This is a genomic window from Streptomyces sp. NPDC046985 (genome assembly GCF_040644415.1).
Taxonomy (GTDB): domain Bacteria; phylum Actinomycetota; class Actinomycetes; order Streptomycetales; family Streptomycetaceae; genus Streptomyces.
In genome coordinates, this window is the sequence record NZ_JBEYWK010000013.1 from 19,452 (window position 1) to 38,933 (window position 19,482).

19 protein-coding genes are annotated in these 19,482 nt (G+C 71.1%); 12 read left to right on the forward strand and 7 right to left on the reverse strand.

Going from position 1 to position 19,482, the window contains the following annotated elements:
- Window positions 1-61: 61 nt before the first annotated feature.
- From ABZ861_RS18130 to ABZ861_RS18145, 4 genes are all read left to right on the forward strand, one after another.
- Window positions 62-979, forward strand: a complete 918-nt coding sequence (locus tag ABZ861_RS18130) for an ACP S-malonyltransferase (RefSeq protein WP_361631113.1) — start codon at window positions 62-64, stop codon at window positions 977-979.
- A gap of 22 nt (window positions 980-1,001) precedes the next feature.
- Window positions 1,002-2,033 (forward strand): ketoacyl-ACP synthase III, encoded by a 1,032-nt coding sequence (locus ABZ861_RS18135; protein ID WP_361631115.1) that lies wholly within the window; start codon window positions 1,002-1,004, stop codon window positions 2,031-2,033.
- Window positions 2,034-2,133: 100 nt separating this feature from the next.
- Window positions 2,134-2,382, forward strand: coding sequence for an acyl carrier protein (locus tag ABZ861_RS18140; RefSeq protein WP_030341284.1), 249 nt, complete (start codon window positions 2,134-2,136; stop codon window positions 2,380-2,382).
- Between the two features lie 86 nt (window positions 2,383-2,468).
- The gene (locus tag ABZ861_RS18145) at window positions 2,469-3,740 is read left to right on the forward strand and encodes a beta-ketoacyl-[acyl-carrier-protein] synthase family protein (RefSeq protein WP_361631118.1); all 1,272 of its coding nucleotides are present in this window, start codon (window positions 2,469-2,471) and stop codon (window positions 3,738-3,740) included.
- Between the two features lie 252 nt (window positions 3,741-3,992).
- Here ABZ861_RS18145 and ABZ861_RS18150 read toward each other — a convergent pair whose 3' ends face one another.
- On the reverse strand, window positions 3,993-4,487 hold the full coding sequence (locus ABZ861_RS18150; protein WP_361631121.1) for a DUF3145 domain-containing protein: 495 nt from the start codon (window positions 4,485-4,487) through the stop codon (window positions 3,993-3,995).
- A gap of 255 nt (window positions 4,488-4,742) precedes the next feature.
- On the opposite strand from ABZ861_RS18150, the gene ABZ861_RS18155 reads away from it, so the two are divergent.
- The gene (locus ABZ861_RS18155; RefSeq protein ID WP_361631124.1) at window positions 4,743-5,624 is read left to right on the forward strand and encodes an SGNH/GDSL hydrolase family protein; all 882 of its coding nucleotides are present in this window, start codon (window positions 4,743-4,745) and stop codon (window positions 5,622-5,624) included.
- Between the two features lie 264 nt (window positions 5,625-5,888).
- Here ABZ861_RS18155 and ABZ861_RS18160 read toward each other — a convergent pair whose 3' ends face one another.
- Window positions 5,889-6,716, reverse strand: coding sequence for an EI24 domain-containing protein (locus ABZ861_RS18160; protein WP_361631127.1), 828 nt, complete (start codon window positions 6,714-6,716; stop codon window positions 5,889-5,891).
- Between the two features lie 330 nt (window positions 6,717-7,046).
- Between ABZ861_RS18160 and ABZ861_RS18165 the strand changes: the two genes are divergently transcribed.
- Entirely contained in the window at window positions 7,047-7,589 is a 543-nt protein-coding gene (locus ABZ861_RS18165; protein WP_361631130.1) for an HIT domain-containing protein, read from the forward strand.
- Window positions 7,590-7,604: 15 nt separating this feature from the next.
- On the opposite strand, the gene ABZ861_RS18170 is transcribed toward ABZ861_RS18165, so the two are convergent.
- The 5 genes from ABZ861_RS18170 to ABZ861_RS18190 all read right to left on the reverse strand — a co-directional run bounded on the left by ABZ861_RS18170 (window position 7,605) and on the right by ABZ861_RS18190 (window position 12,395).
- Window positions 7,605-8,372 carry a hypothetical protein gene (locus ABZ861_RS18170; protein WP_361631133.1) on the reverse strand — a complete coding sequence of 256 codons (768 nt, stop codon included), beginning with the start codon at window positions 8,370-8,372 and terminating at the stop codon, window positions 7,605-7,607.
- The gene (thiL, locus tag ABZ861_RS18175; protein WP_361631136.1) at window positions 8,369-9,481 is read right to left on the reverse strand and encodes a thiamine-phosphate kinase; all 1,113 of its coding nucleotides are present in this window, start codon (window positions 9,479-9,481) and stop codon (window positions 8,369-8,371) included. Before thiL ends, ABZ861_RS18170 begins: the two co-directional genes overlap by 4 nt.
- Window positions 9,478-10,167, reverse strand: a complete 690-nt coding sequence (locus ABZ861_RS18180) for a (d)CMP kinase (protein ID WP_361631139.1) — start codon at window positions 10,165-10,167, stop codon at window positions 9,478-9,480. Before ABZ861_RS18180 ends, thiL begins: the two co-directional genes overlap by 4 nt.
- A gap of 19 nt (window positions 10,168-10,186) precedes the next feature.
- A complete protein-coding gene (locus ABZ861_RS18185) occupies window positions 10,187-10,870 on the reverse strand; it encodes an HIT domain-containing protein (protein ID WP_361631142.1) in 684 nt (227 codons plus the stop codon).
- A 502-nt stretch (window positions 10,871-11,372) separates the two neighbouring features.
- Window positions 11,373-12,395, reverse strand: coding sequence for an NADP-dependent oxidoreductase (locus ABZ861_RS18190; protein ID WP_361631145.1), 1,023 nt, complete (start codon window positions 12,393-12,395; stop codon window positions 11,373-11,375).
- A 200-nt stretch (window positions 12,396-12,595) separates the two neighbouring features.
- On the opposite strand from ABZ861_RS18190, the gene ABZ861_RS18195 reads away from it, so the two are divergent.
- From ABZ861_RS18195 to chvE, 6 genes are all read left to right on the forward strand, one after another.
- Window positions 12,596-13,039, forward strand: a complete 444-nt coding sequence (locus ABZ861_RS18195) for a MarR family transcriptional regulator (protein WP_361631148.1) — start codon at window positions 12,596-12,598, stop codon at window positions 13,037-13,039.
- A gap of 637 nt (window positions 13,040-13,676) precedes the next feature.
- Window positions 13,677-14,084 (forward strand): hypothetical protein, encoded by a 408-nt coding sequence (locus tag ABZ861_RS18200; protein WP_361631151.1) that lies wholly within the window; start codon window positions 13,677-13,679, stop codon window positions 14,082-14,084.
- Between the two features lie 660 nt (window positions 14,085-14,744).
- Entirely contained in the window at window positions 14,745-15,908 is a 1,164-nt protein-coding gene (locus tag ABZ861_RS18205) for a mandelate racemase/muconate lactonizing enzyme family protein (protein WP_361631154.1), read from the forward strand.
- Window positions 15,905-16,921, forward strand: a complete 1,017-nt coding sequence (locus ABZ861_RS18210) for an alcohol dehydrogenase catalytic domain-containing protein (RefSeq protein WP_361631157.1) — start codon at window positions 15,905-15,907, stop codon at window positions 16,919-16,921. Before ABZ861_RS18205 ends, ABZ861_RS18210 begins: the two co-directional genes overlap by 4 nt.
- A 182-nt stretch (window positions 16,922-17,103) precedes the next feature.
- Complete coding sequence (locus ABZ861_RS18215) at window positions 17,104-18,081, forward strand: hypothetical protein (RefSeq protein ID WP_361631160.1); 978 nt, start codon at window positions 17,104-17,106, stop codon at window positions 18,079-18,081.
- Between the two features lie 283 nt (window positions 18,082-18,364).
- Window positions 18,365-19,474: a multiple monosaccharide ABC transporter substrate-binding protein gene (gene chvE / locus ABZ861_RS18220; RefSeq protein ID WP_361631163.1), complete on the forward strand. Its 1,110-nt coding sequence runs from the start codon at window positions 18,365-18,367 to the stop codon at window positions 19,472-19,474.
- The last annotated feature ends 8 nt before the right edge of the window (window positions 19,475-19,482 follow it).

Genomic DNA, 19,482 nt, shown 5'->3' on the forward strand with positions numbered 1-19,482 from the left:
CCGTGTTCTTCGTCCCTGTCCTCACGGGCGGCCCCGGCCGTCCCCAAGAGAGAGTGTGAGAGTGCTCGTACTCGTCGCTCCCGGCCAAGGCGCCCAGACGCCCGGCTTCCTGACGCCCTGGCTCGAACTGCCCGGGGCCGCCGACCGTGTCGCCGCCTGGTCGGACGCCATCGGTCTGGACCTCGTCCACTACGGCACGCAGGCCGACGCGGAGGCGATCCGCGACACCGCCGTGGCGCAGCCGCTGCTGGTCGCCGCGGGTCTGCTGTCGGTCGCGGCACTCGGTGACATCGCACCGGACGCGGTCGCGGGCCACAGCGTCGGGGAGATCACCGCCGCCGCCTTCGCGGGCGTCCTGAGCGACACCGCCGCGCTCGCCCTGGTGCGCCGCCGGGGCCTGGCGATGGCCGAGGCCGCCGCGATCACCGAGACGGGCATGTCGGCGCTGCTGGGCGGCGACCCGGCGGTCTCCGTCGCGCACCTGGAGAAGCTGGGCCTCACCCCGGCCAACGTCAACGGCGCGGGCCAGATCGTGGCGGCGGGCACCATGGAGCAGCTCGCCGCGCTCAGCGAGGACAAGCCCGAGGGGGTGCGCAAGGTCGTGCCGCTGAAGGTGGCCGGCGCCTTCCACACCTCCCACATGGCCCCCGCGGTGGACAAGCTGGCGGAGGCCGCCAAGGCGCTCACGCCGGCCGACCCGAAGATCACGTACGTCTCCAACAAGGACGGCCGGTCCGTGAGCAGCGGCGCCGAGATCGTCGAGCGGCTGGTCGGGCAGGTCGCCAACCCGGTCCGCTGGGACCTGTGCATGGAGACCTTCACGCAGCTCGGCGCCACCGCCCTGGTCGAGGTGTGCCCCGGCGGCACGCTCACCGGTCTGGCCAAGCGCGCGATGCCCGGCGTCAGGACGCTGGCGCTGAAGACACCCGACGACCTCGACGCGGCCCGCGAGGTCATCGCCGAGCACGCGAACGCCTGACCACCGAAGGAGCCGTCCGACCATGGCGAAGATCAGGCCCGGCAAGGGCGCCCCGTACGCGCGCATCCTCGGCGTGGGCGGCTACCGTCCCACGCGCGTGGTGCCCAACGAGGTGATCCTGGAGAAGATCGACTCGTCCGACGAGTGGATCCGCTCCCGCTCCGGCATCGAGACCCGGCACTGGGCGTCCCCGGAGGAGACCGTCGCGGCGATGTCCGTCGAGGCCGCCGGCAAGGCCGTCGCGGACGCCGGGATCGCCGCCGACCAGATCGGCGCCGTGGTCGTCTCGACCGTCTCGCACTTCAGCCAGACCCCGGCCATCGCCACCGAGATCGCCGACAGGCTCGGCACCGACAAGGCGGCGGCCTTCGACATCTCGGCGGGCTGCGCGGGCTTCGGCTACGGCCTCACCCTCGCCAAGGGCATGGTGGTGGAGGGCTCCGCCGAGTACGTGCTCGTCATCGGCGTGGAGCGGCTGAGCGACCTGACGGACCTGGAGGACCGGGCGACGGCCTTCCTGTTCGGCGACGGCGCCGGCGCGGTGGTGGTCGGCCCCTCCCAGGAGCCGGCGATCGGCCCGACCGTGTGGGGCTCGGAGGGCGACAAGTCCCAGACCATCAAGCAGACCGTCCCGTGGGACCGTTACGCCGTCGGCGACGTGTCCGAGCTTCCGCTGGACCGCGAGGGCAACGTCAAGTTCCCCGCGATCACGCAGGAGGGCCAGGCGGTGTTCCGCTGGGCCGTGTTCGAGATGGCGAAGGTCGCCCAGCAGGCGCTGGACGCGGCCGGGATCACCCCGGACGACCTGGACGTCTTCATCCCGCACCAGGCCAACGTGCGGATCATCGACTCGATGGTGAAGACGCTGAAACTGCCGGAGCACGTCACGGTCGCCCGTGACGTCCGCACCACCGGCAACACCTCGGCCGCCTCGATCCCGCTGGCGATGGAGCGGCTCCTGGCGACCGGCGAGGCGAAGAGCGGCGACACCGCGCTCGTCATCGGCTTCGGGGCGGGTCTCGTGTACGCCGCGACGGTCGTTACCCTCCCCTAGGCACTCCGTGCCGGATCATGCGTCCGGTACGGGCGCCGCACACACCCGCCGCCCCGGCGGCGGGCGCCACACCCTCTGGAATCAACGAAGGAGCGCCGACATGGCCGCCACTCAGGAAGAGATCGTCGCCGGTCTCGCCGAGATCGTGAACGAGATCGCCGGGATCCCCGTCGAGGACGTCCAGTTGGACAAGTCCTTCACCGACGACCTGGACGTCGACTCGCTGTCCATGGTCGAGGTCGTCGTCGCCGCCGAGGAGCGCTTCGACGTCAAGATCCCCGACGAGGACGTCAAGAACCTCAAGACCGTCGGCGACGCGACCGACTACATCCTCAAGCACCAGGCCTGATCTGCCGATCACAGCCGTGGGCTGACTGCCCCGCCACCCGGCGGTGGCGCCGTTGAATCCTCGCATCCGTTGGAGAAAGAATTCCCGTGAGCTCGACCAATCGCACTGTGGTCGTCACCGGTATCGGCGCAACCACACCGCTGGGTGGCGACGCAGCCTCTACCTGGGAGGGCATGATCTCCGGCACGTCCGGCGTCAAGCCCCTGAAGCAGGAGTGGGCGGCCGAGCAGGCCGTCCGCATCGCGGCCCCGGTCGCCGTGGAGCCGACCGAGACCATCCCCCGGCCGCAGGCCCGCCGTCTGGACCGCTCGGCGCAGTTCGCGCTGATCGCCGCCCAGGAGGCGTGGCAGGACGCCGGCTTCACCGCGAGGGCCGGCGAGGACCCCGCCGTCGACCCCGACCGGCTCGGCACGGTCATCGCCTCCGGCATCGGCGGCGTGACCACGCTCCTCGACCAGTACGACGTGCTGAGGGACAAGGGCGTGCGCCGCGTCTCCCCGCACACCGTCCCCATGCTGATGCCGAACGGCCCCTCGGCCAACGTCGGCCTGCTCGTGGGCGCCCGCGCGGGCGTGCACACCCCGGTCTCCGCCTGCGCCTCGGGCGCGGAGGCGATCGGCTACGCCATCGAGATGATCCGCACCGGCCGCGCCGACGTGGTCGTCGCCGGCGGCACGGAGGCGGCGATCCACCCGCTGCCGATCGCCGCATTCGGCAACATGATGGCGATGTCCAAGAACAACGAGAACCCCGAGGGCGCCTCCCGCCCCTACGACACCGCCCGGGACGGCTTCGTCCTCGGCGAGGGCGCGGGCGTGCTGGTGCTGGAGTCCGCCGAGCACGCCGCCGAGCGCGGCGCCCGCGTCTACGCGGAGGCGGTCGGCCAGGGCATCTCCGCCGACGGCCACGACATCGTGCAGCCCGAGCCGGAAGGCCGGGGCATCTCGCAGGCCCTGAAGAACCTGCTGGACGGCACCGACCTGGACCCGGCCGAGATCGTGCACGTCAACGCGCACGCCACCTCGACGCCGGCCGGCGACATCGCCGAGCTGAAGGCGCTGCGCAAGGTGTTCGGCGACGACGCCGACCACATGGCGGTCTCCGCCACCAAGTCGATGACCGGTCACCTGCTCGGCGGAGCGGGCGGCGTGGAGTCGGTGGCGACCGTGCTCGCCCTCTACCACCGGCTGGCCCCGCCGACCATCAACGTCGAGAACATCGACCCCGAGGCCGAGGCGAACGCGGACGTGGTCCGCGGCGAGGCGCGCAAGCTGCCCGTGGAGGGCCGCATCGCCGCGCTGAACGACTCCTTCGGCTTCGGCGGCCACAACGTGGTGCTCGCCTTCCGCAGCGTCTGAGCCGCCTGTGCGGACGCGTGGAGACGTACGAAAGGGCCCCCACCGGTCGGGGGCCCTTTCGCCTGCTGTGGCGCCGTCAGTCCTGACGGATCATCCGTTCGATTCCGCGGGATCAGCCGTTCGGCGGTCGGCCGTTCGAGCGTGTGGGCGAGTCCGGCGTGCGGGACGGTCGAGCGTGCGGGCGCGAGTCGCGTGTTCGGGGCGGTAGAGCGTGCGGATGCGGTCGACCCCCGTACGCCGTTGCGCCGTACGTCAGACCACCTGGTGCAGCCAGCGCACCGGGGCGCCCTCCCCGGCGTACCGGAACGGCTCCAGCTCGTCGTCCCAGGGCTTGCCCAGGAGCCTGGCCAGTTCCGCCTCCAGGTCGGTCTCCTCGCGCTGGGAGCGGACCAGGGCGGCGCGCAGCCGGTCCTCGGGGATCAGGATGTCGCCGTGCATGCCGGTGACGGCGTGGAAGATGCCGAGGCCGGGGGTGCAGCTATAGCGCTCGCCCTCGGCGGTGGCGCAGGGCTCGGCGGTCACCTCGAAGCGCAGCAGGTGCCAGCCGCGCAGCGCCGAGGCGAGCTTGGACGCGGTGCCGGCCAGGCCCTGCCAGGAGAACTCCGAGCGCCAGGCGCCGGGGGCGGCGGGCTGCCGGATCCAGTCGAGGCTGACGCGGGCGCCGAGCACCCCGGCGATGGCCCATTCGACATGCGAGCACAGCGCGCGCGGCGCGGAGTGCACGTACAGGACTCCACGTGTCGTCACCGGGACCTCCGGGCAGAGCGGGACAGGGTGCGGGCAGGGCGGCAGCGGCGCGACTGCCCTGCTGAGGGCGAGGCTACCGTGCGAGGGGCCGAGGAGTGTGACGTACCGTCGGTCCCGGTGCCGGGAATGGCGCCCCATTCACCCATGGGGACGCTTGTACGGGGCGCTCGGTCATCTCGAGTGGGGGCGGGAACGATCGCACGTTCTCATGGAGGGCAGTGGAGCACGGCACGACGATCGAGGGGATCACGAGGGATGCGGAAGCGAAGCAGCCGTATGCGGGTCGCTCATGCCGTCGTGGCGGTGGCCCTGCTGGCCGCCGCGGGGTGCGACGCGGCGGGGGGCGCCACGGCGCGACGGGACGCCGCCGAGCGGGCGGCCCGTGCGGCGGCCTGGGACCGCAGCCCGGACTCGGTGGCCGCGGTGGGCGACTCCATCACCCGGGGGTTCGACGCGTGCATGGTGCTGACGGACTGCCCGGAGGTGTCGTGGGCGACGGGCAGCGACAGCTCGGTCGACAGCCTGGCGGTGCGGCTGCTCGGTACGGCGGAGGCGGCGCGGAGCAGTTGGAACGACGCGGTGACCGGCTCCCGGATGGCCGACCTGAGCGGCCAGATCGCGCGGGCGGCGCGGCACCGGCCGGACCTGATGGCGGTGATGGTGGGGGCCAACGACGCCTGCCGCTCGTCCACCTCCGAGATGACCTCGGTCGCGGACTTCCGCCGCGACTTCCAGAAGGCGATGGACGCGCTGCGCGGGTCGCTGCCGAAGACGGAGGTGTACGTCTCCAGCGTGCCGAACCTGAAGCGGCTGTGGTCCGAGGGGCGGACCAACGTGCTGGGCAAGCAGGTGTGGAAGCTCGGCATCTGCCCGTCGATGCTGGGGGACGCGGACGCGCTGGACGCGGAGGCGACGGCGCGGCGCGAGACGGTGCAGACCCGGGTGGTGGAGTACAACAAGGTGCTTCAGGAGGTGTGCGCGAAGGACAGCCGCTGCCGCTTCGACCACAACGCCGTGTTCGACTACCAGTTCGGCACCGAGCAGATCAGCCACTGGGACTGGTTCCACCCGAGCCGCGACGGCCAGGCCCGGCTCGCCGAGATCGCCTACCGCACGGTCACGGCCGAGACGTCGTGACAGCCGGACCGCCATGACGACCGGACCTCTGTGACCACCGGACCGCCGTGACAGCCGGACCGCCGTGACGACCGGAACGCCGTGACTACCGGGACGCGGCGGCGACCGGAACGCGATGACGGTCCGTCCCCCGAGCCCCGGTCCAGGGGTCAGGTCCCGGACCGGGGCTGCTCGTGGGGACTTCGTTCCGGATCAGAACCTAATCGCCGGGGCCGCCGCGCGGGCCGCCGATCCGGCCCCCGGCCGTCACCTCGTACGAACCTTTCACATACCGGCGGGCGGTTCCAGGGGCGCGGCGGACGCCCGGGGCGCCGAGGTCTGCGGATCGGCCGTGCGGCCGTCCGCCGTCTCCTCGCCCAGCAGGTCGCGGGCGAGCAGGGTGGCGCCGGCGACCGCGCCCGGCATCAGGAACACGGCGACGACCGGTATCAGGAAGGCCAGTCCCAGCGGGACGCCGAAGCCCCACACCAGGGTCCGGCGGGAGCGCAGGAGCGCCAGGCGGGCGCGCAGCTCGACGTCCCGGCGCTGGAGGGCGACCGCGGCCAGCTCCTCGGTGAGGAAGAACCCGGTGACGAAGAAGCCGGCCACCGGCACGACGGTCTGGCCGACGACCGGCAGGAACCCCAGGGCGAACAGCAGCACGCCCCACAGCGCGGCCCGGACGAGCACGCGCAGGCTGTCGCGGGCGGAGACCCACAGCTCGCGCCAGAGCGGCAGCGAGGACTGGGGCGCGGTCCCGTCCGGGGAGACGTCCCGGTCGACCTGCTCGGAGATCTTGTCGTAGAACGGCTGGCCGACCAGCAGGGCGGCCGCGGTGAAGGTGACCACGGCGAGCAGCAGCACGAGGGCGAACAGCACGGCGGTGAGCAGGCCGCGGAAGATCCCGCGCCAGGGACTCGCCCACCCGTCGGCGAACGGGCTCGCCCAGGCGACGGCGTCCTCCCCCCACCAGGCCAGGGCGACGAGGACCGCCGCGTACAGCACGAGGGTGATCAGACCGGGAAGCAGCCCGAAGCCGTACGACCGCCCGTGCCGGGCTATCCATCGCTGGCCCTTGAGGAGATAACCGAAACCCGCCCCGAGATCACGCATGGGCCCACTGTAGCGACGCGACTCGGCCATGTGTTCGCTTCGGGACGGGAAGGGGGGACGGGGGCGGCGCCGCGAGAGCCGCGCGTGCGGCGCCTCGTCCACGCGTCCCTCGAGGGCGTCGTCGCCGTTCTGATATGACTGTCGCCAGCCAGACGGTGGGCGCATCCCTCGCCCGCCATTCTAAAAGCGGATGAAATGCATGCCGATGACAGATCACCCATGGGCGACCCGGAAGGTCTTATTCGAACATCGCGCAACCCCTCCGTCAGCCACGGCATCATGGTGCACACAGGGTGCGCGGAGTCAGCCTCACAGAGAGCGGAGCGATCGATGAGCCAGGAACTGTCAAACGTCATGGCCCCCGCCCTTTCCCTGTTCCGGCGACTGGGTCATTGGATTCTCCGGGAGACAAGAGCAGAAGGCGAATCAGCCTGCATCTTCTGCCAACGGAACCAGCCCCGCCTGAACCAGATCATGCAGCAGAACAAGACGTTCTACGTCCGTTACGACAATTTCCCGGCCACTGCGGGTCATGTGGAAGTCGTCCCCAAGCGACACGTGGAATCGTTCTTCGACCTGACCGCCAGAGAAGTGAAGGACGCGTACTCCCTCATTCTGGCAGCGCGGCAGCGCCTGACGGATGAACACCGTCCCGACGGGTTCACCATCGGCGTCAACGAGGGGCGGGCAGCGGGACGAACCGTCGACCATCTCCATATTCACCTGATTCCCCGCCGCGTCGGAGACGTCGAGGATCCTCGCGGCGGGATCCGGCGTGCGGTTCCGAACTGCGATCCGGACCTGTGGACTCGGAAACCCGAGGACGAGTCGGCGCTCAAGCAGCTCACCGAAGCTCATTCCAGCCGGCACTGAGGGGCCTGATCCGGATCACAGGATGTCGAAGTCGTCCTGCACGATACGGGAGCACAACGAGTTCAACTCGTGCCAGAAATCTTCCACGTTCATGGAATCATGACCATGCCGGGCGTCTACGCTCACGCAGCCGATGAAGTCGCCGCTCCGGCTTCTGATGGGACTCGCGAAGACGGCCCCACGGTGGGCCACCCGCCGAAACTCTTCCCAGTCCAGGCCCATGACGGCGTCAGCGCCTTGCGTGTCGCGGTAGCGTTCGAACGCCTGCCGGTCGGTCAGCCTGGACATCAGTTCCCGCACGTCGAAGGAGACTTCTTCGTTGCGCTTCCAGCAGAGTCCCACGACGCCCACGCCCTTGGTGGGGGCGAAGGACCGAGTGACCGGCGTGTTGCCGAGGCGATACGCGACGGTGCGCCGGAGATACCCGTGCAGAGGGTGCCGTAGGGACCGCCGGATCTGCCATATGTGAAGCCCGAGGTCGCCTGTTTCCACGGGCGTTTGCGCGGTGCGCGCCACGGCCAGCATCTTTCCGAAGTGCGCCAGGACCTGCTGGCGGACGACGGCTCGGCGCTCCGCCTTCCGCCTGTCCGCGTGGCTCTGGAACGGCGTGAGGGCCCCGAACACCGCGACCGTGCAGACGAGCGCGACGACGACGTACGGATGCCGCAGCGCGGCATCGGACCAGAACGGCTCGCTCGGTATGTCGTACTGCCGGGCGACCAGTGCGAGGGTCGCCGCGAGCAGTACGGACCGGTCCATGAACTTGGCCGTCAGCGCTCTCATCCGGCGTGCGCGTCCGAAGCGCCGGTGGCCAGCAGGCTGACGTCCGACTTCTGGTGTTTCCACGCCACACCGGGCAGCGGCCGGGTTCCCTCGTCGCTCACCGCCTGCGCCCGCTCGTCGTCCGTCGCCTCACCGATCACGAAGAAGTCCAGCCCCAGGGCCGTGAAGTCCGCCCGGCACGCCGTGAGATCGTCCGCGGCGACGGTGAAGGCCAAATGGAAGTCAGACGAGGCGCTCATGGTCAGGGCGAGAGGATCGACCTTCATCAGTTCCGCGACCATGCGAACCACGGGGTCCACCGGGACGTCCCGCTCCCAGACACGGAATCCCACCCCACTGGCCTGCATGATCTGCTCGATGGTGGCCTTGAGGCCGTCCGACGTGTCCTGACAGGCCGTGGCGTACGGCTTCTCGGACAGGGCGCGCCCTTCGGCGACCCGCGCCCGGGGCTTGCGCCAACTGTCCAGGAGTCTCTGCTCCGCGTCCGCTGGAAGTCCTCGCGGCGCGAACGAGTCCTTCTTGGGGAAGTACGCCACCGCGGCCCCCAGGAGGCCGCACGCACCGGTGACGCAGAGCAGGTCTCCCGGGCGGGCGCCACTGCGCTTCAGCGCCTTTCCCGGTCGGCAGACGCCCAGAGCGGTTCCGGAGAGGATCAGGCGCTCGGCGTTGCCGATGTCCCCGCCCACGTTGAGGGTGCCGAAGTCCGTGCACGCCTGGTGGACGCCGGCCGCCGTCTGCCGGAACCCCTCGTCGTCCAACTCGTGCGGGTAGCGGATGACGCTGAGCAGGCCGATGGGGGTCGCGCCCATGGCCGCGACGTCGCTGATGTTGGCCGCAGCCAGGTAGTAGCCGATGTCGAAGTCGGACAGGAGACCCATCTCGTGCAGGATGAACTTCGATCCGCGAATGTAGTCGGACCCCACGACCAGAGTCAGCGGGGATCCGATGTCGAACACCGCGCAATCGTCTCTGGCGTCGGCGCCCATGCTCAGCAGCACGTCAAGACCGCTCGCTCCCACGTCGGCGCCGGACTGGCCGGTGAAGAACTCGCTCACGAGCTGCCTCACCCGCGTCGGCTCGTCCGAGAAGACCGGCTCCTGTGGCGTCATGCTTCCTCGCCCCTCTCTCCGCGCTCCTGGCCCTGAGCGTTCCTCAGACGGTTCACGGCGCACGCGAACACAGCCGACGCGGGGAGATAAGTCGAGTCGATCTCCAGCGAGTCGGGAAGCGAGCGAACGGCGGAGCGGTTCTCCGCGTCGCGTTCCGTGGGAGGTCCCACGGTGGTGGAGCGGTCGTGCCTGTCGCGGTACTGCGCCCGCCGCCGTTCTCTGCGCACGGCCAGACTGGCGGTGAGATAGATCCGCAGGCGTGCCGTCGGCAGCAGGGTCATGGCCACGTCCCTCCCCACGGCGACGACCGCCCCGTGCCGCGCGACGACGTCCTGGTGCATGCGCAGGATCTCCTGCCGCCAGGCCGCGTCCTTGGAGATCGTCTTGAGAATGCCGTCCAGAGACGGGTCCCAGATCTCCTCGCCGATGTCCTTCCCATGGAGAAGGACGGCATGACTCTGCACCGTCTCCCCTAATCCGTCGTACACGACGGGCCGGTGTTCCAGAACGGAGTGCAGTCGCTCGCGCAGATTCTCCTCGGGCTCCTGGGACAGTGCGTAGGCAAGGCTTCGATACGTGAGTCCGGTGTCCAGGAAAGCCTGTCCGAGAGACTGGGCGAGGCTCGTCGCGAGCGTGGTCTTCCCACTGGCCGTGGGACCGTCGATGGAAATCGAGGTGTGCGGCATGTGCGTCCTTCACGCGTTCTCAGGATGATGCGCCGATGCCTTGCAGAGTGTCGTGCCAACCGCTGGTGAGGGCCATGGTCTCGCGGAGCAGTTCCTTGCGGACGACCAAGGCGTAATCCCAGAGCGGGTCGGGAATGCCGAGCAGGCGGCCGATGACCGAACGGAGATACTGGCTTCGCATCGGGGTGCTCCCGTCGTACACGCGCCATTCGTCCTCGTGAGCGCAGAGGAAGTACGGTTCGCCTTTGAAGGCCGCCAGTTCCGAGAAATCGGCCAGGCATCGCGAAGACAGTCCGTCCGCGCTGATCAGGGAGTCGACGCGTGCTCCCTGCACCGGAAGGATGTGCCAGTGCGCATGGGAGATGCACGCCCGCGCCCGCATAGCGTCGGAAGAACCGTGCTCCAGCACGGTGAGCCTTCCGAACGCGGCTCGGTACAGCGACCCGATCGCCGCGAACGCGGTGGCGAACTCCGCATGGAACGCGTCGACGAACTCGGCGAAACTGAGATAATGCTCCAGCGGAGAAAAGAGCAGGTGCCCGACACACAGAGGAGACATGTCGGCGATGAGCCGGAACCGCGGCGTCTCCCCTATGACACGGCTCGCCGGATCTCCCTCGTACACCGCGGAGAACGTGGTGTCCGGTGCGCCCGCGATCTCCTCACAGAAATCGGAATCGACGCAATGAGGCCCACGACGCATGCCTACCCCTTACCCGAGGGCGCGGTCGAGAAGAGAGAAACGACATGAGGACCATACCGGGCGCCACACCGCGGCACAAGCGAATTACTCTCCCTATTGCCTCCCCTTCCCTGCTTTTTGGCTGGATGACGAGTCATACAGGAGAACTAGGAAATCCGCCCCACGCGTCCCACGCAGAGTGGACGGCCGTCTCCCAGGGGGACGGCCGCGTACGGCGACGGTCCGGTCGGGGCCCCGGGCCGGACTCGACGCACTGGCGGTTCGTGAACAGCCCGACCGGCAGGCGCGTGCGGGAGTCTCTTGGAGCGCGCTGGTACTCCAGGGGTCCCCGGACACGTCTCGCCCCTGGAGTCTCGTGCGGATCATCCGGCGTCCTGTGGGGCGCCGCACTGGTGACGCCGCAACGGCGCGGACGCCCGTCCCGACGGCGAAGGTCCCGTGCCGGCGAGAACTGGCTCGCCGGCACGGGACCTTCGATCGTCGTGTGCGCTGACCGACCCGGTCAGAGCTTGACGATCATCTTGCCGGTGTTGTCGCCGCGCAGCACGCCCAGGAACGCCTCCAGGGTGTTCTCGACGCCCTCGACGACGGTCTCGCGGTACTTCAGCTCGCCCGAGCGCACCCAGGGGCCGACCTCCCGCACGAACTGCGGCTGAAGGTCGTAGTGATCGCCGACCAGGAAGCCCTCGATCCGGCCGCGGGTCTGGATCAGCCGGGCGAGGTTGCGCGGGCCGGGGGCGGGCTCGGTGTTGTTGTAGACGGAGATCGCGCCGCAGATCGCGATGCGCCCGTCCCGGTTGAGGGCGCCGATCGCGGCCTCCAGGTGGTCGCCGCCGACGTTGTCGAAGTAGACGTCGACGCCGTCCGGGGCGGCGGCGCGCAACTGCTGGGAGACGGGGCCCTTCTTGTAGTTGAAGGCGGCGTTGAAGCCGTACTCGTCGACCAGGAGCGCGACCTTCTCGTCCGAGCCGGCGGAGCCGATCACCCGCGCGGCGCCCTTGAGGCGGGCGAGCTGGCCCACCTGGCTGCCGACGGCGCCGGCCGCGCCCGACACGAACACCGTGTCGCCCTCCTTGAAGGAGGCGGTGTGCAGCAGGCCCGCGTACGCGGTCAGGCCGGGCATGCCGAGCACGCCGAGGTACGTCGACAGCGGGGCGGCCTCGGGATCGACCTGGACCGCCTGCCGGGCGTCCACGGCGGCGTACTCGCGCCAGCCGCCGAAGTGCAGGACGTGGTCGCCGGGCTCGATGCCCTCGGCGCGGGAGACGACGACCTCGCCGACGGCGCCGCCCTGCATGGGCTCGTTCAGCTCGTACGGCGCCACGTAGGACTTGGCGGAGCTCATCCGCCCGCGCATGTACGGGTCTACGGAGAGGTACTCGTTGCGCACCAGGACCTGCCCCTCGGCCGGTTCCGGCATCGGGGCCTCGACCAGCGCGAAGTCCTTCGGCTCGGGCCAGCCGACCGGGCGGCTGAGCAGGTGCCATTCACGGCTGACGGCGGGCAGTGCGGGGATCTCGGACACGGGGGCGCCTCTCGTCGGTGGCGGGTGGAGATGTGGGGGGTGGTGTTACGGGGTGCGGGGGATGTGGGGACACGGGGGGGGTGGGAGTAGGGGGACGCGGGTGGGACGGTCGCTTCAAAGCGACGGAAATGCTTCATTATCTGAAACAACCATGCTCCTGAATATTTCAGCTTGTCAAGCAAGCGGGTACCCTGGACGCCATGGCCACTCCCCCGCAGCCCCGCCGCCTCGACCCGCTCACCCAGGAGGTCGTCGAGCTGATCGGTGACGTGGTGGCCCGCTTCTACGAGGACTACGAGGAGGCGGCGGCCGAGCACGCGCTGACCGGCGCGCAGGCGCGGCTGCTGAGCACGCTGGCGCTGGAGCCGCTGCCGATGCGGAAACTGGCCCAGAAGCTGAAGTGCGAGCCGTCGAACGTGACGGGGATCGTGGACCGCTTGGAGGCGCGGGGCCTGGCGGAGCGGCGCCCCGACCCGGCCGACCGCCGGGTGAAGCTGGCGGCGGCCACCGAGGAGGGCGCCCAGGCCGCCCGCGAGCTGCGGGAGGGCCTGCGCTTCGCCCGGGAGCCGCTGGCGGGCCTCAGCGACGCCGAACGCCTGACCCTCAGAGACCTGCTGCGACGCATGCTGGGGAGCGGAGCGTGAACCGCGGCGCGCGGCGGTGAAGAGCGGAGCGTGAACCGGCGCGCGGTGGTGAAGAGCGGGGACTGAACCGGGGCGGCGGCCCGGGGTGACGCGGGTCGCGGTCGCCTTCGGGGCGCCCCCGGATGCGCCTGCCTCGATCGGGGAACGGGGGTCGCGGTCGCCCCGGGGCGCCTTGGACGCGCCCGACTCGACCTGAGAACGGGGCACCTCGGTCGCCTTTGGGACACCTTGGACATCCGCGACCGACTGGGTGATGCGGGTGACGGTCGGCCTCGGGGTCCGACCGGGGAACGGGCGTGGGCGCCGAAGACCCGGGGTGAACGGGCACGGCGCCTCACGGCCGGGGCGGGTCGAGTGGCGTTCTTCCGTGCCGGAGGTGCGGGCCCGCGTCGCACGGAGGCCGAACGCGCGTCGCCCGGAGGTCCGTGCCTGCCCCGCGCCCGCTCGCGGGTCAGGTCAGGAGCACCACCACAGGATTCGCCGGCATGGGGTCGGGGTGGGCTGGGGCGCGGGGGGCGTGGGCGTGGGGCGGGAGCTTCGGGAAGACGTGGGGCGCGGGGGCGCCTGCGTCGGGGCCGAACCGGCGCCGCCGGAGTCTGCGTCGCCCACGGCACCCGCCGCCCCGGAGGGCCGGGCCGTGGGCGACCGCCGCGACGCGCCCGACCCGCTCGGTCCCGGCGTCGGCTCGCCGTCCCGCGCCGAGGCGGACGGCGACGCCGACGTCTGCGCCGCCGCCGGACGCGCCCGCACGGCGCCGCCGGAGGCGTCGGCCTGCGGCCGGGCCGTCCCTGACGCTCCGGTTCCGGCGCCCGCCGGGCCGCCGCCGGGCGACTGGTCGCCGGCCTGCGCGGGCGCCGGGCGGGCGAAGCCCGGCAGGCCCGGCGCCTCGGCGCCCAGCTCGGCGAGGCCCAGCCCGGCCGCCGCCAGCACGAAACCCGCGCCGATCAGCAGGGTCCGGCGGCGCCGCCTGCGGTGGACGGCGGCCTTCCGGTCGCGACGGCTCCCGGCGGGAGCGGCCCGGTCCGCACTGGTCGCGGCGCCGTGATCGCTGTTATCGCCGTGATCGCTGCTGTCGCCGCGACCGCCGCTGTCGTCGCGACCGGCACTGTCCTCGTCACCGGCGCCGTCTCCGCCGAGGGTGCCGGGACCGCCCTGAACGCCAGGACCGCTCGGAACTTCGCGACCGCCCCGGACTCCAGGAACGCTCGGGACTTCTGGACCGCCCGGGACTCCAGGAACGCTCGGGGCTCCCGGAACGCCCCGGACTCCAGGGACCCTCGGGCCCTCGGCGCCGTCCGTCGCCTGGACGAACTCCTGGCTTGCGTAAGGCCGTTCGGGTGTTCCGAGAGGCGTGGGGACGGCTTTGACCGGAGTGCCGCACCCCGGGCAGACGAGGGCGCCGTTGAGGTGCCGTCGGCACGGGAGGCAGTAGTTCATGACGCCGGAAGAGTAAGTTCCGTGCGCGACGCGTTCCTAGACGCCTTTGTGAAGATTCTGTGCGAAGAGAGAAAGGACGTTCGGGAGGGCCGCCGAAACCGTTACCTGTCGGACCCATTGACACTCCCCGCGCCTCGTCCCTACTGTCGCGCCAGCATTTCGAACGTGTGTCGAAATATCGAACACGGCACACACAGCAGGGCCGTACAGCAGCGGGACAGAGGAGCCGGCCGTCCCGGACGGCCGGAACAGCGGAGAGGCAACTGCCGTGCGCATCACCGGAATCAGCACCCACGTGGTCGGGACGCCGTGGCGCAACCTGACCTACGTCCAGGTGCACACCGACGAGGGGATCACGGGCGTCGGCGAGACCCGGATGCTGGGTCACACCGACGCGCTGATCGGCTACTTGCGGGAGGCCGAGGCCAACCACGTGGCAGGCTCGGACCCGTTCGCGATCGAGGACCTGGTCCGCCGGATGAAGTACGGCGACTACGGCCGCGCGGGCGAGATCGTGATGTCCGGGATCGCGGTCGTGGAGACGGCCTGCTGGGACATCAAGGGCAAGGCGCTCGGCGTTCCGGTGTGGCAGTTGCTGGGCGGCAAGGTCACCGACCGGGTGAAGGCGTACGCGAACGGCTGGTACACCACCGAGCGGACCCCGGAGGCGTACCACCGGGCGGCGCGGCAGGTCGTGGAGCGCGGGTACCGGGCGCTGAAGATCGACCCGTTCGGCGCCGGGCGCCTCGAACTCGACCACGAGCAGACCCTCTACGCGGTGTCCCTGATCGAGGCCGTGCGGGACGCCGTCGGGCCCGCCACGGAGCTGATGCTGGAGATGCACGGCCGTTTCTCCCCCGCCACCGCCGTCCGGCTCGCCCACGAGATGGCCCCCTTCAAGCCCGCCTGGCTGGAGGAGCCGGTGCCGCCGGAGAACCTGAAGGCGCTGAAGAAGGTGGCCGCCAAGGTGGACGTCCCGGTGGCCACCGGGGAACGCATCCACGACCGGGCCGAGTTCCGCGAGCTGCTGGAGAGCCAGGCCGCCGACGTCCTCCAGCCGGACGTCGGCCACATCGGCGGCATCTGGGAGACCCGCAAGCTGGCCGCGACCGCCGAGACGCACTACCTGCTGGTGGCCCCGCACAACGTCGGCGGCTCCGTGCTCACCGCCGCCTCCCTCCAAGTCGGTTTCACCACACCGAACTTCAAGATCCTCGAACACTTCAACGACTTCGCCGACGCGGAGATCAAGAAGGTGGTCAAGGGGGCGCCGGAGGTCGACCCGCAGGACGGCTGCTTCCACCTGTCCGACGCCCCCGGCCTCGGCGTGGAGCTGGACGTGGACGCGGCGGCCGAATTCCCGCAGCAGCAGGCCCGGTTCGACCTGTGGGCCGAGGGCTGGGAGCAGCGCAGGCCGCGGGACGCCCGGTGAGCGCCGCGGCGGAGTCGGCGGTCGTCGTCGAGGCGCCGGGCGCGCACCGGCTCGCCCCGCACGTCCCCCGCGAGCCAGGTCCGGGCGAGGCGCTGGTCGCCGTGCACGCGGTCGGCCTCTGCGGCAGCGACCGCGAGGTGTACCGGGGCAACCGGCCCGCGCCGTACGTCCGTTACCCGCTCATCCCGGGCCACGAGTGGTCCGGCGTGGTGCGGGCGGTCGGCGCCGGGGCGCCCGGGGACCTGGTGGGCCGCAAGGTCGTCGGGGAGGGTTTCCGCAACTGTCAGGTGTGCGCCTACTGCCACGCGGGCGAGACCACGCTGTGCGGGGCCGGGTACAAGGAGACCGGCTTCACCCAGCCCGGCGCGATGGCGCCCACCCTCACCCTGCCGGCCCGGCTGCTGCACGTGCTGCCCGAGGACGCCGACCTCACCGCGGCGGCCCTGCTGGAGCCCGCCGCCTGCGTCGCCGCGGCGGCGCTGAAGGCGGCCGTCCGGCCGGGCGAGCGGGTCGCCGTGGTCGGCACGGGGACGCTCGGGATGCTCGCCGTGCAGTTCCTGCGGGCGGTCTCCCCGGCCGAACTGCTGGTCGTCGGCGTCGACGACGAACGCGAGGCGCTGGCACGGCGGTTCGGGGCCACCGCGTTCCGCACCCGGGACCAGGAGCCGCCCGGCGGCTTCGACGCCGTCATCGAGGCGGCCGGGTCCGCGGACGCGGCCCGCGACGCCGCCGCGCTGCTCGCCCGGGGCGGGCGGCTGGTGCTGACCGGTCTGCCGGGGCCGGACGCCCAGGGGCTCGATCCGGCCGATCTGGTCCTGCGGCGACTGGAGGTGCACACCGTCTTCGGCGCCCCGCCGCGCGCCTGGGCGCACGCCGTGCGGATGTTCGCCGCCGGACTGCTGGACCCGCTGCCGCTGGTCACCCACCGTCTGCCGCTCACCGAGTTCGCCCGCGCTGTCGAGCTGGTCGGATCCGGCGACCCCCGGGTCGGCAAGGTCCTGCTCCATCCCTGACCGGCGGGCCGGCCGCCCCTCCGCCCGCGCCGCACCGGCCCCGGACCGCCACTGACCCCGGATCGCCACTGACACCCCAAGTCATCTTTACAGCACTTGAGTTCCCCGAGTCCCCCCGCCTCCCGATCCGCGCACCGCGTCCGGCAGACCGACCGCGGCCGGCCGACACCGAAGGAAAGCTGATGAGCGACGGTTCCGCCACGGCAGCCCCTACCGCCCGCAGACCCGGGGAGCGGACGCTCGCCGCGCTCGGTCTGGGCGCCCCCGCGCCCGACCCCCGCGACGCCTCGCCGCACGCCTTTCCCGGCGGGGGCCGCTGGCGTACCGAGATCCCCTCCTGCGAGGGCCCCGAGGCGCTGGCCGCGGTCCTGGAGGAGTCCGCCCGGCTGGACGTCCCGGTGCACCGGATCAGCCAGGGCAGCGGCGTGTGGATGCTCACCGACGCCGAGATCGCCGAGATGGTCGCGGCGACCCGCGAACGGGACGTCGAGCTGTGCCTGTTCACGGGGCCGCGCGGCACCTGGGACACCGGCGGCTCGGTGCGCTCCGACTCCGGGGGCGCCGGACTGCGCGCCCGCGGCCACGACGCCGTCGCCGGATGCGTCGAAGACGCCGTGCGCGCTACCGAGTCGGGGGTGCAGTGCCTGCTGGTGGCCGACGAGGGCGTGCTGTGGACGCTGCACCGGGCGCGCGCGGCCGGCCTGCTGCCCGCCGACACCACCCTGAAGGTGTCGGCCCTGATCGGCCCGGTGAACCCGGCCTCCTACGCCGTCTACGAGCGCCTGGGCGCCGACTCCGTCAACGTGCCCAGCGACCTGACGCTGGACCATCTCACCGAGATACGGCGGGTTTCGGCGGCGCCCATGGACCTGTACATCGAGGCGCCGGACGACCTCGGCGGGTGCGTCCGGATGTACGAGGCGGCCGAGTTGATCCGGCGCGGCGCCCCGCTGTACCTGAAGTTCGGGCTCTCCAAGGCCCCCGGGATCTACCCGTACGGGCGCCATCTGCGCGAGGCGGCCCTGTCCACCGCCCGGGAACGGGTGCGCCGGGGCCGCCTCGTCCTGGACCTGCTCGACCGGCACGGCGCGGGCGGCGACATGGCCCCGCTGGGCTCCCGGACGCCGGGCGTCCTCACTCGCTTTGACACACCGTCATAACGTTCCGGAAATCCGGCTTCACAGAAGACGACACAGTCGCGCACAATCCCACATATCCGTGCCGCGCACGCACCAAGCGCCTCCGCCCGCACCGCGCACCACCGCACGACCGCACGTCCTGCACCGCGCACCACCACGGCACCGCGCACGACCGCACGTCCGCACCGCGCACACCGCACCTCCCGTACGGCGCACGTCCGCACCACCGCACCGCTCGCCCGGCGCCGCACCCCCGCACGTCCCGTGACTCCCGCACCTCGCACACACCTCAAGGATGATGACCATGCGCAACCGCAGAGCCGCACTCGCCGCGGCGGCCACCGCCGCCTCGCTCGCCCTCGCCCTCTCCGCCTGCGGCCAGAACAGCGACGGCGGCGGCAAGGCGAAGTCGGGCGACGTCAAGGGCGCCACCATCGGCATCGCCATGCCGACCAAGTCCTCCGAGCGCTGGATCGCCGACGGCAACAACGTGGTGAAGAACCTCACCGCCAAGGGCTACAAGACCAAGCTGGTCTACGGCGAGGACGACCCGGACACCCAGGTCTCCCAGATCGAGAACCTGATCACGCAGGGCGTCAAGGGCCTGATCATCGCGGCCATCGACAACAAGTCCCTCAACAACGTGCTCCAGGAGGCCAAGGACGCGAACATCCCGGTCATCGCCTACGACCGGCTGATCCTCGGGACCAAGAACGTCGACTACTACGCCTCCTTCGACAACACCAAGGTCGGCGAGCTGCAAGCCGGTTACATGGCCGACAAGCTGGGCCTGAAGAACGGCAAGGGCCCCTTCAACATCGAGCTGTTCGCGGGCTCCAACGACGACAACAACACCAAGTACTTCTTCAACGGCGCGATGAACGTGCTCAAGCCGTACATCGACAGCAAGAAGCTCGTGGTCAAGTCCGGCCAGACCCAGCTCAACCAGGTCACCACCCTGCGCTGGGACGGCGCCACCGCGCAGCGGCGCATGGACGACATCCTCACCTCGTCCTACAAGTCCGGCCGGGTCGACGCGGTCCTCTCCCCCTACGACGGCATCTCCATCGGCATCCTGTCGGCGCTGAAGTCGGACGGCTACGGGTCCAAGAGCCAGCCGCTGCCGGTCGTCACCGGACAGGACGCCGAGCTGGCCTCGGTGAAGTCGATCATCGCGGGCGAGCAGACGCAGACCGTCTACAAGGACACCCGCAAGCTCGCCGACGTCGCCTCGACCATGGTGGACGACGCCCTCAAGGGCAAGAAGCCGCAGGTCAACGACACCAAGACCTACGACAACGGGACCAAGGTCGTGCCCGCCTTCCTGCTCCAGCCGGTCAGCGTCGACAAGTCGAACTACGAGGACGTCCTGGTCAAGGGCGGCTACTACACCGACGCCGAGCTGAAGAAGTAACGCGGCGC

What these genes read in the sequence shown, in the direction of transcription:
- ABZ861_RS18135 (WP_361631115.1), top strand. Translation starts at nt 1,002, where the DNA reads ATGGCGAAGATCAGGCCCGGCAAGGGCGCCCCGTACGCGCGCATCCTC.
- ABZ861_RS18140 (WP_030341284.1), top strand. Translation starts at nt 2,134, where the DNA reads ATGGCCGCCACTCAGGAAGAGATCGTCGCCGGTCTCGCCGAGATCGTG.
- ABZ861_RS18155 (WP_361631124.1), top strand. Translation starts at nt 4,743, where the DNA reads ATGCGGAAGCGAAGCAGCCGTATGCGGGTCGCTCATGCCGTCGTGGCG.
- ABZ861_RS18160 (WP_361631127.1), bottom strand. Translation starts at nt 6,716, where the DNA reads ATGCGTGATCTCGGGGCGGGTTTCGGTTATCTCCTCAAGGGCCAGCGA.
- ABZ861_RS18165 (WP_361631130.1), top strand. Translation starts at nt 7,047, where the DNA reads ATGAGCCAGGAACTGTCAAACGTCATGGCCCCCGCCCTTTCCCTGTTC.
- ABZ861_RS18170 (WP_361631133.1), bottom strand. Translation starts at nt 8,372, where the DNA reads ATGAGAGCGCTGACGGCCAAGTTCATGGACCGGTCCGTACTGCTCGCG.
- thiL (WP_361631136.1), bottom strand. Translation starts at nt 9,481, where the DNA reads ATGACGCCACAGGAGCCGGTCTTCTCGGACGAGCCGACGCGGGTGAGG.
- ABZ861_RS18180 (WP_361631139.1), bottom strand. Translation starts at nt 10,167, where the DNA reads ATGCCGCACACCTCGATTTCCATCGACGGTCCCACGGCCAGTGGGAAG.
- ABZ861_RS18185 (WP_361631142.1), bottom strand. Translation starts at nt 10,870, where the DNA reads ATGCGTCGTGGGCCTCATTGCGTCGATTCCGATTTCTGTGAGGAGATC.
- ABZ861_RS18195 (WP_361631148.1), top strand. Translation starts at nt 12,596, where the DNA reads ATGGCCACTCCCCCGCAGCCCCGCCGCCTCGACCCGCTCACCCAGGAG.
- ABZ861_RS18215 (WP_361631160.1), top strand. Translation starts at nt 17,104, where the DNA reads ATGAGCGACGGTTCCGCCACGGCAGCCCCTACCGCCCGCAGACCCGGG.
- chvE (WP_361631163.1), top strand. Translation starts at nt 18,365, where the DNA reads ATGCGCAACCGCAGAGCCGCACTCGCCGCGGCGGCCACCGCCGCCTCG.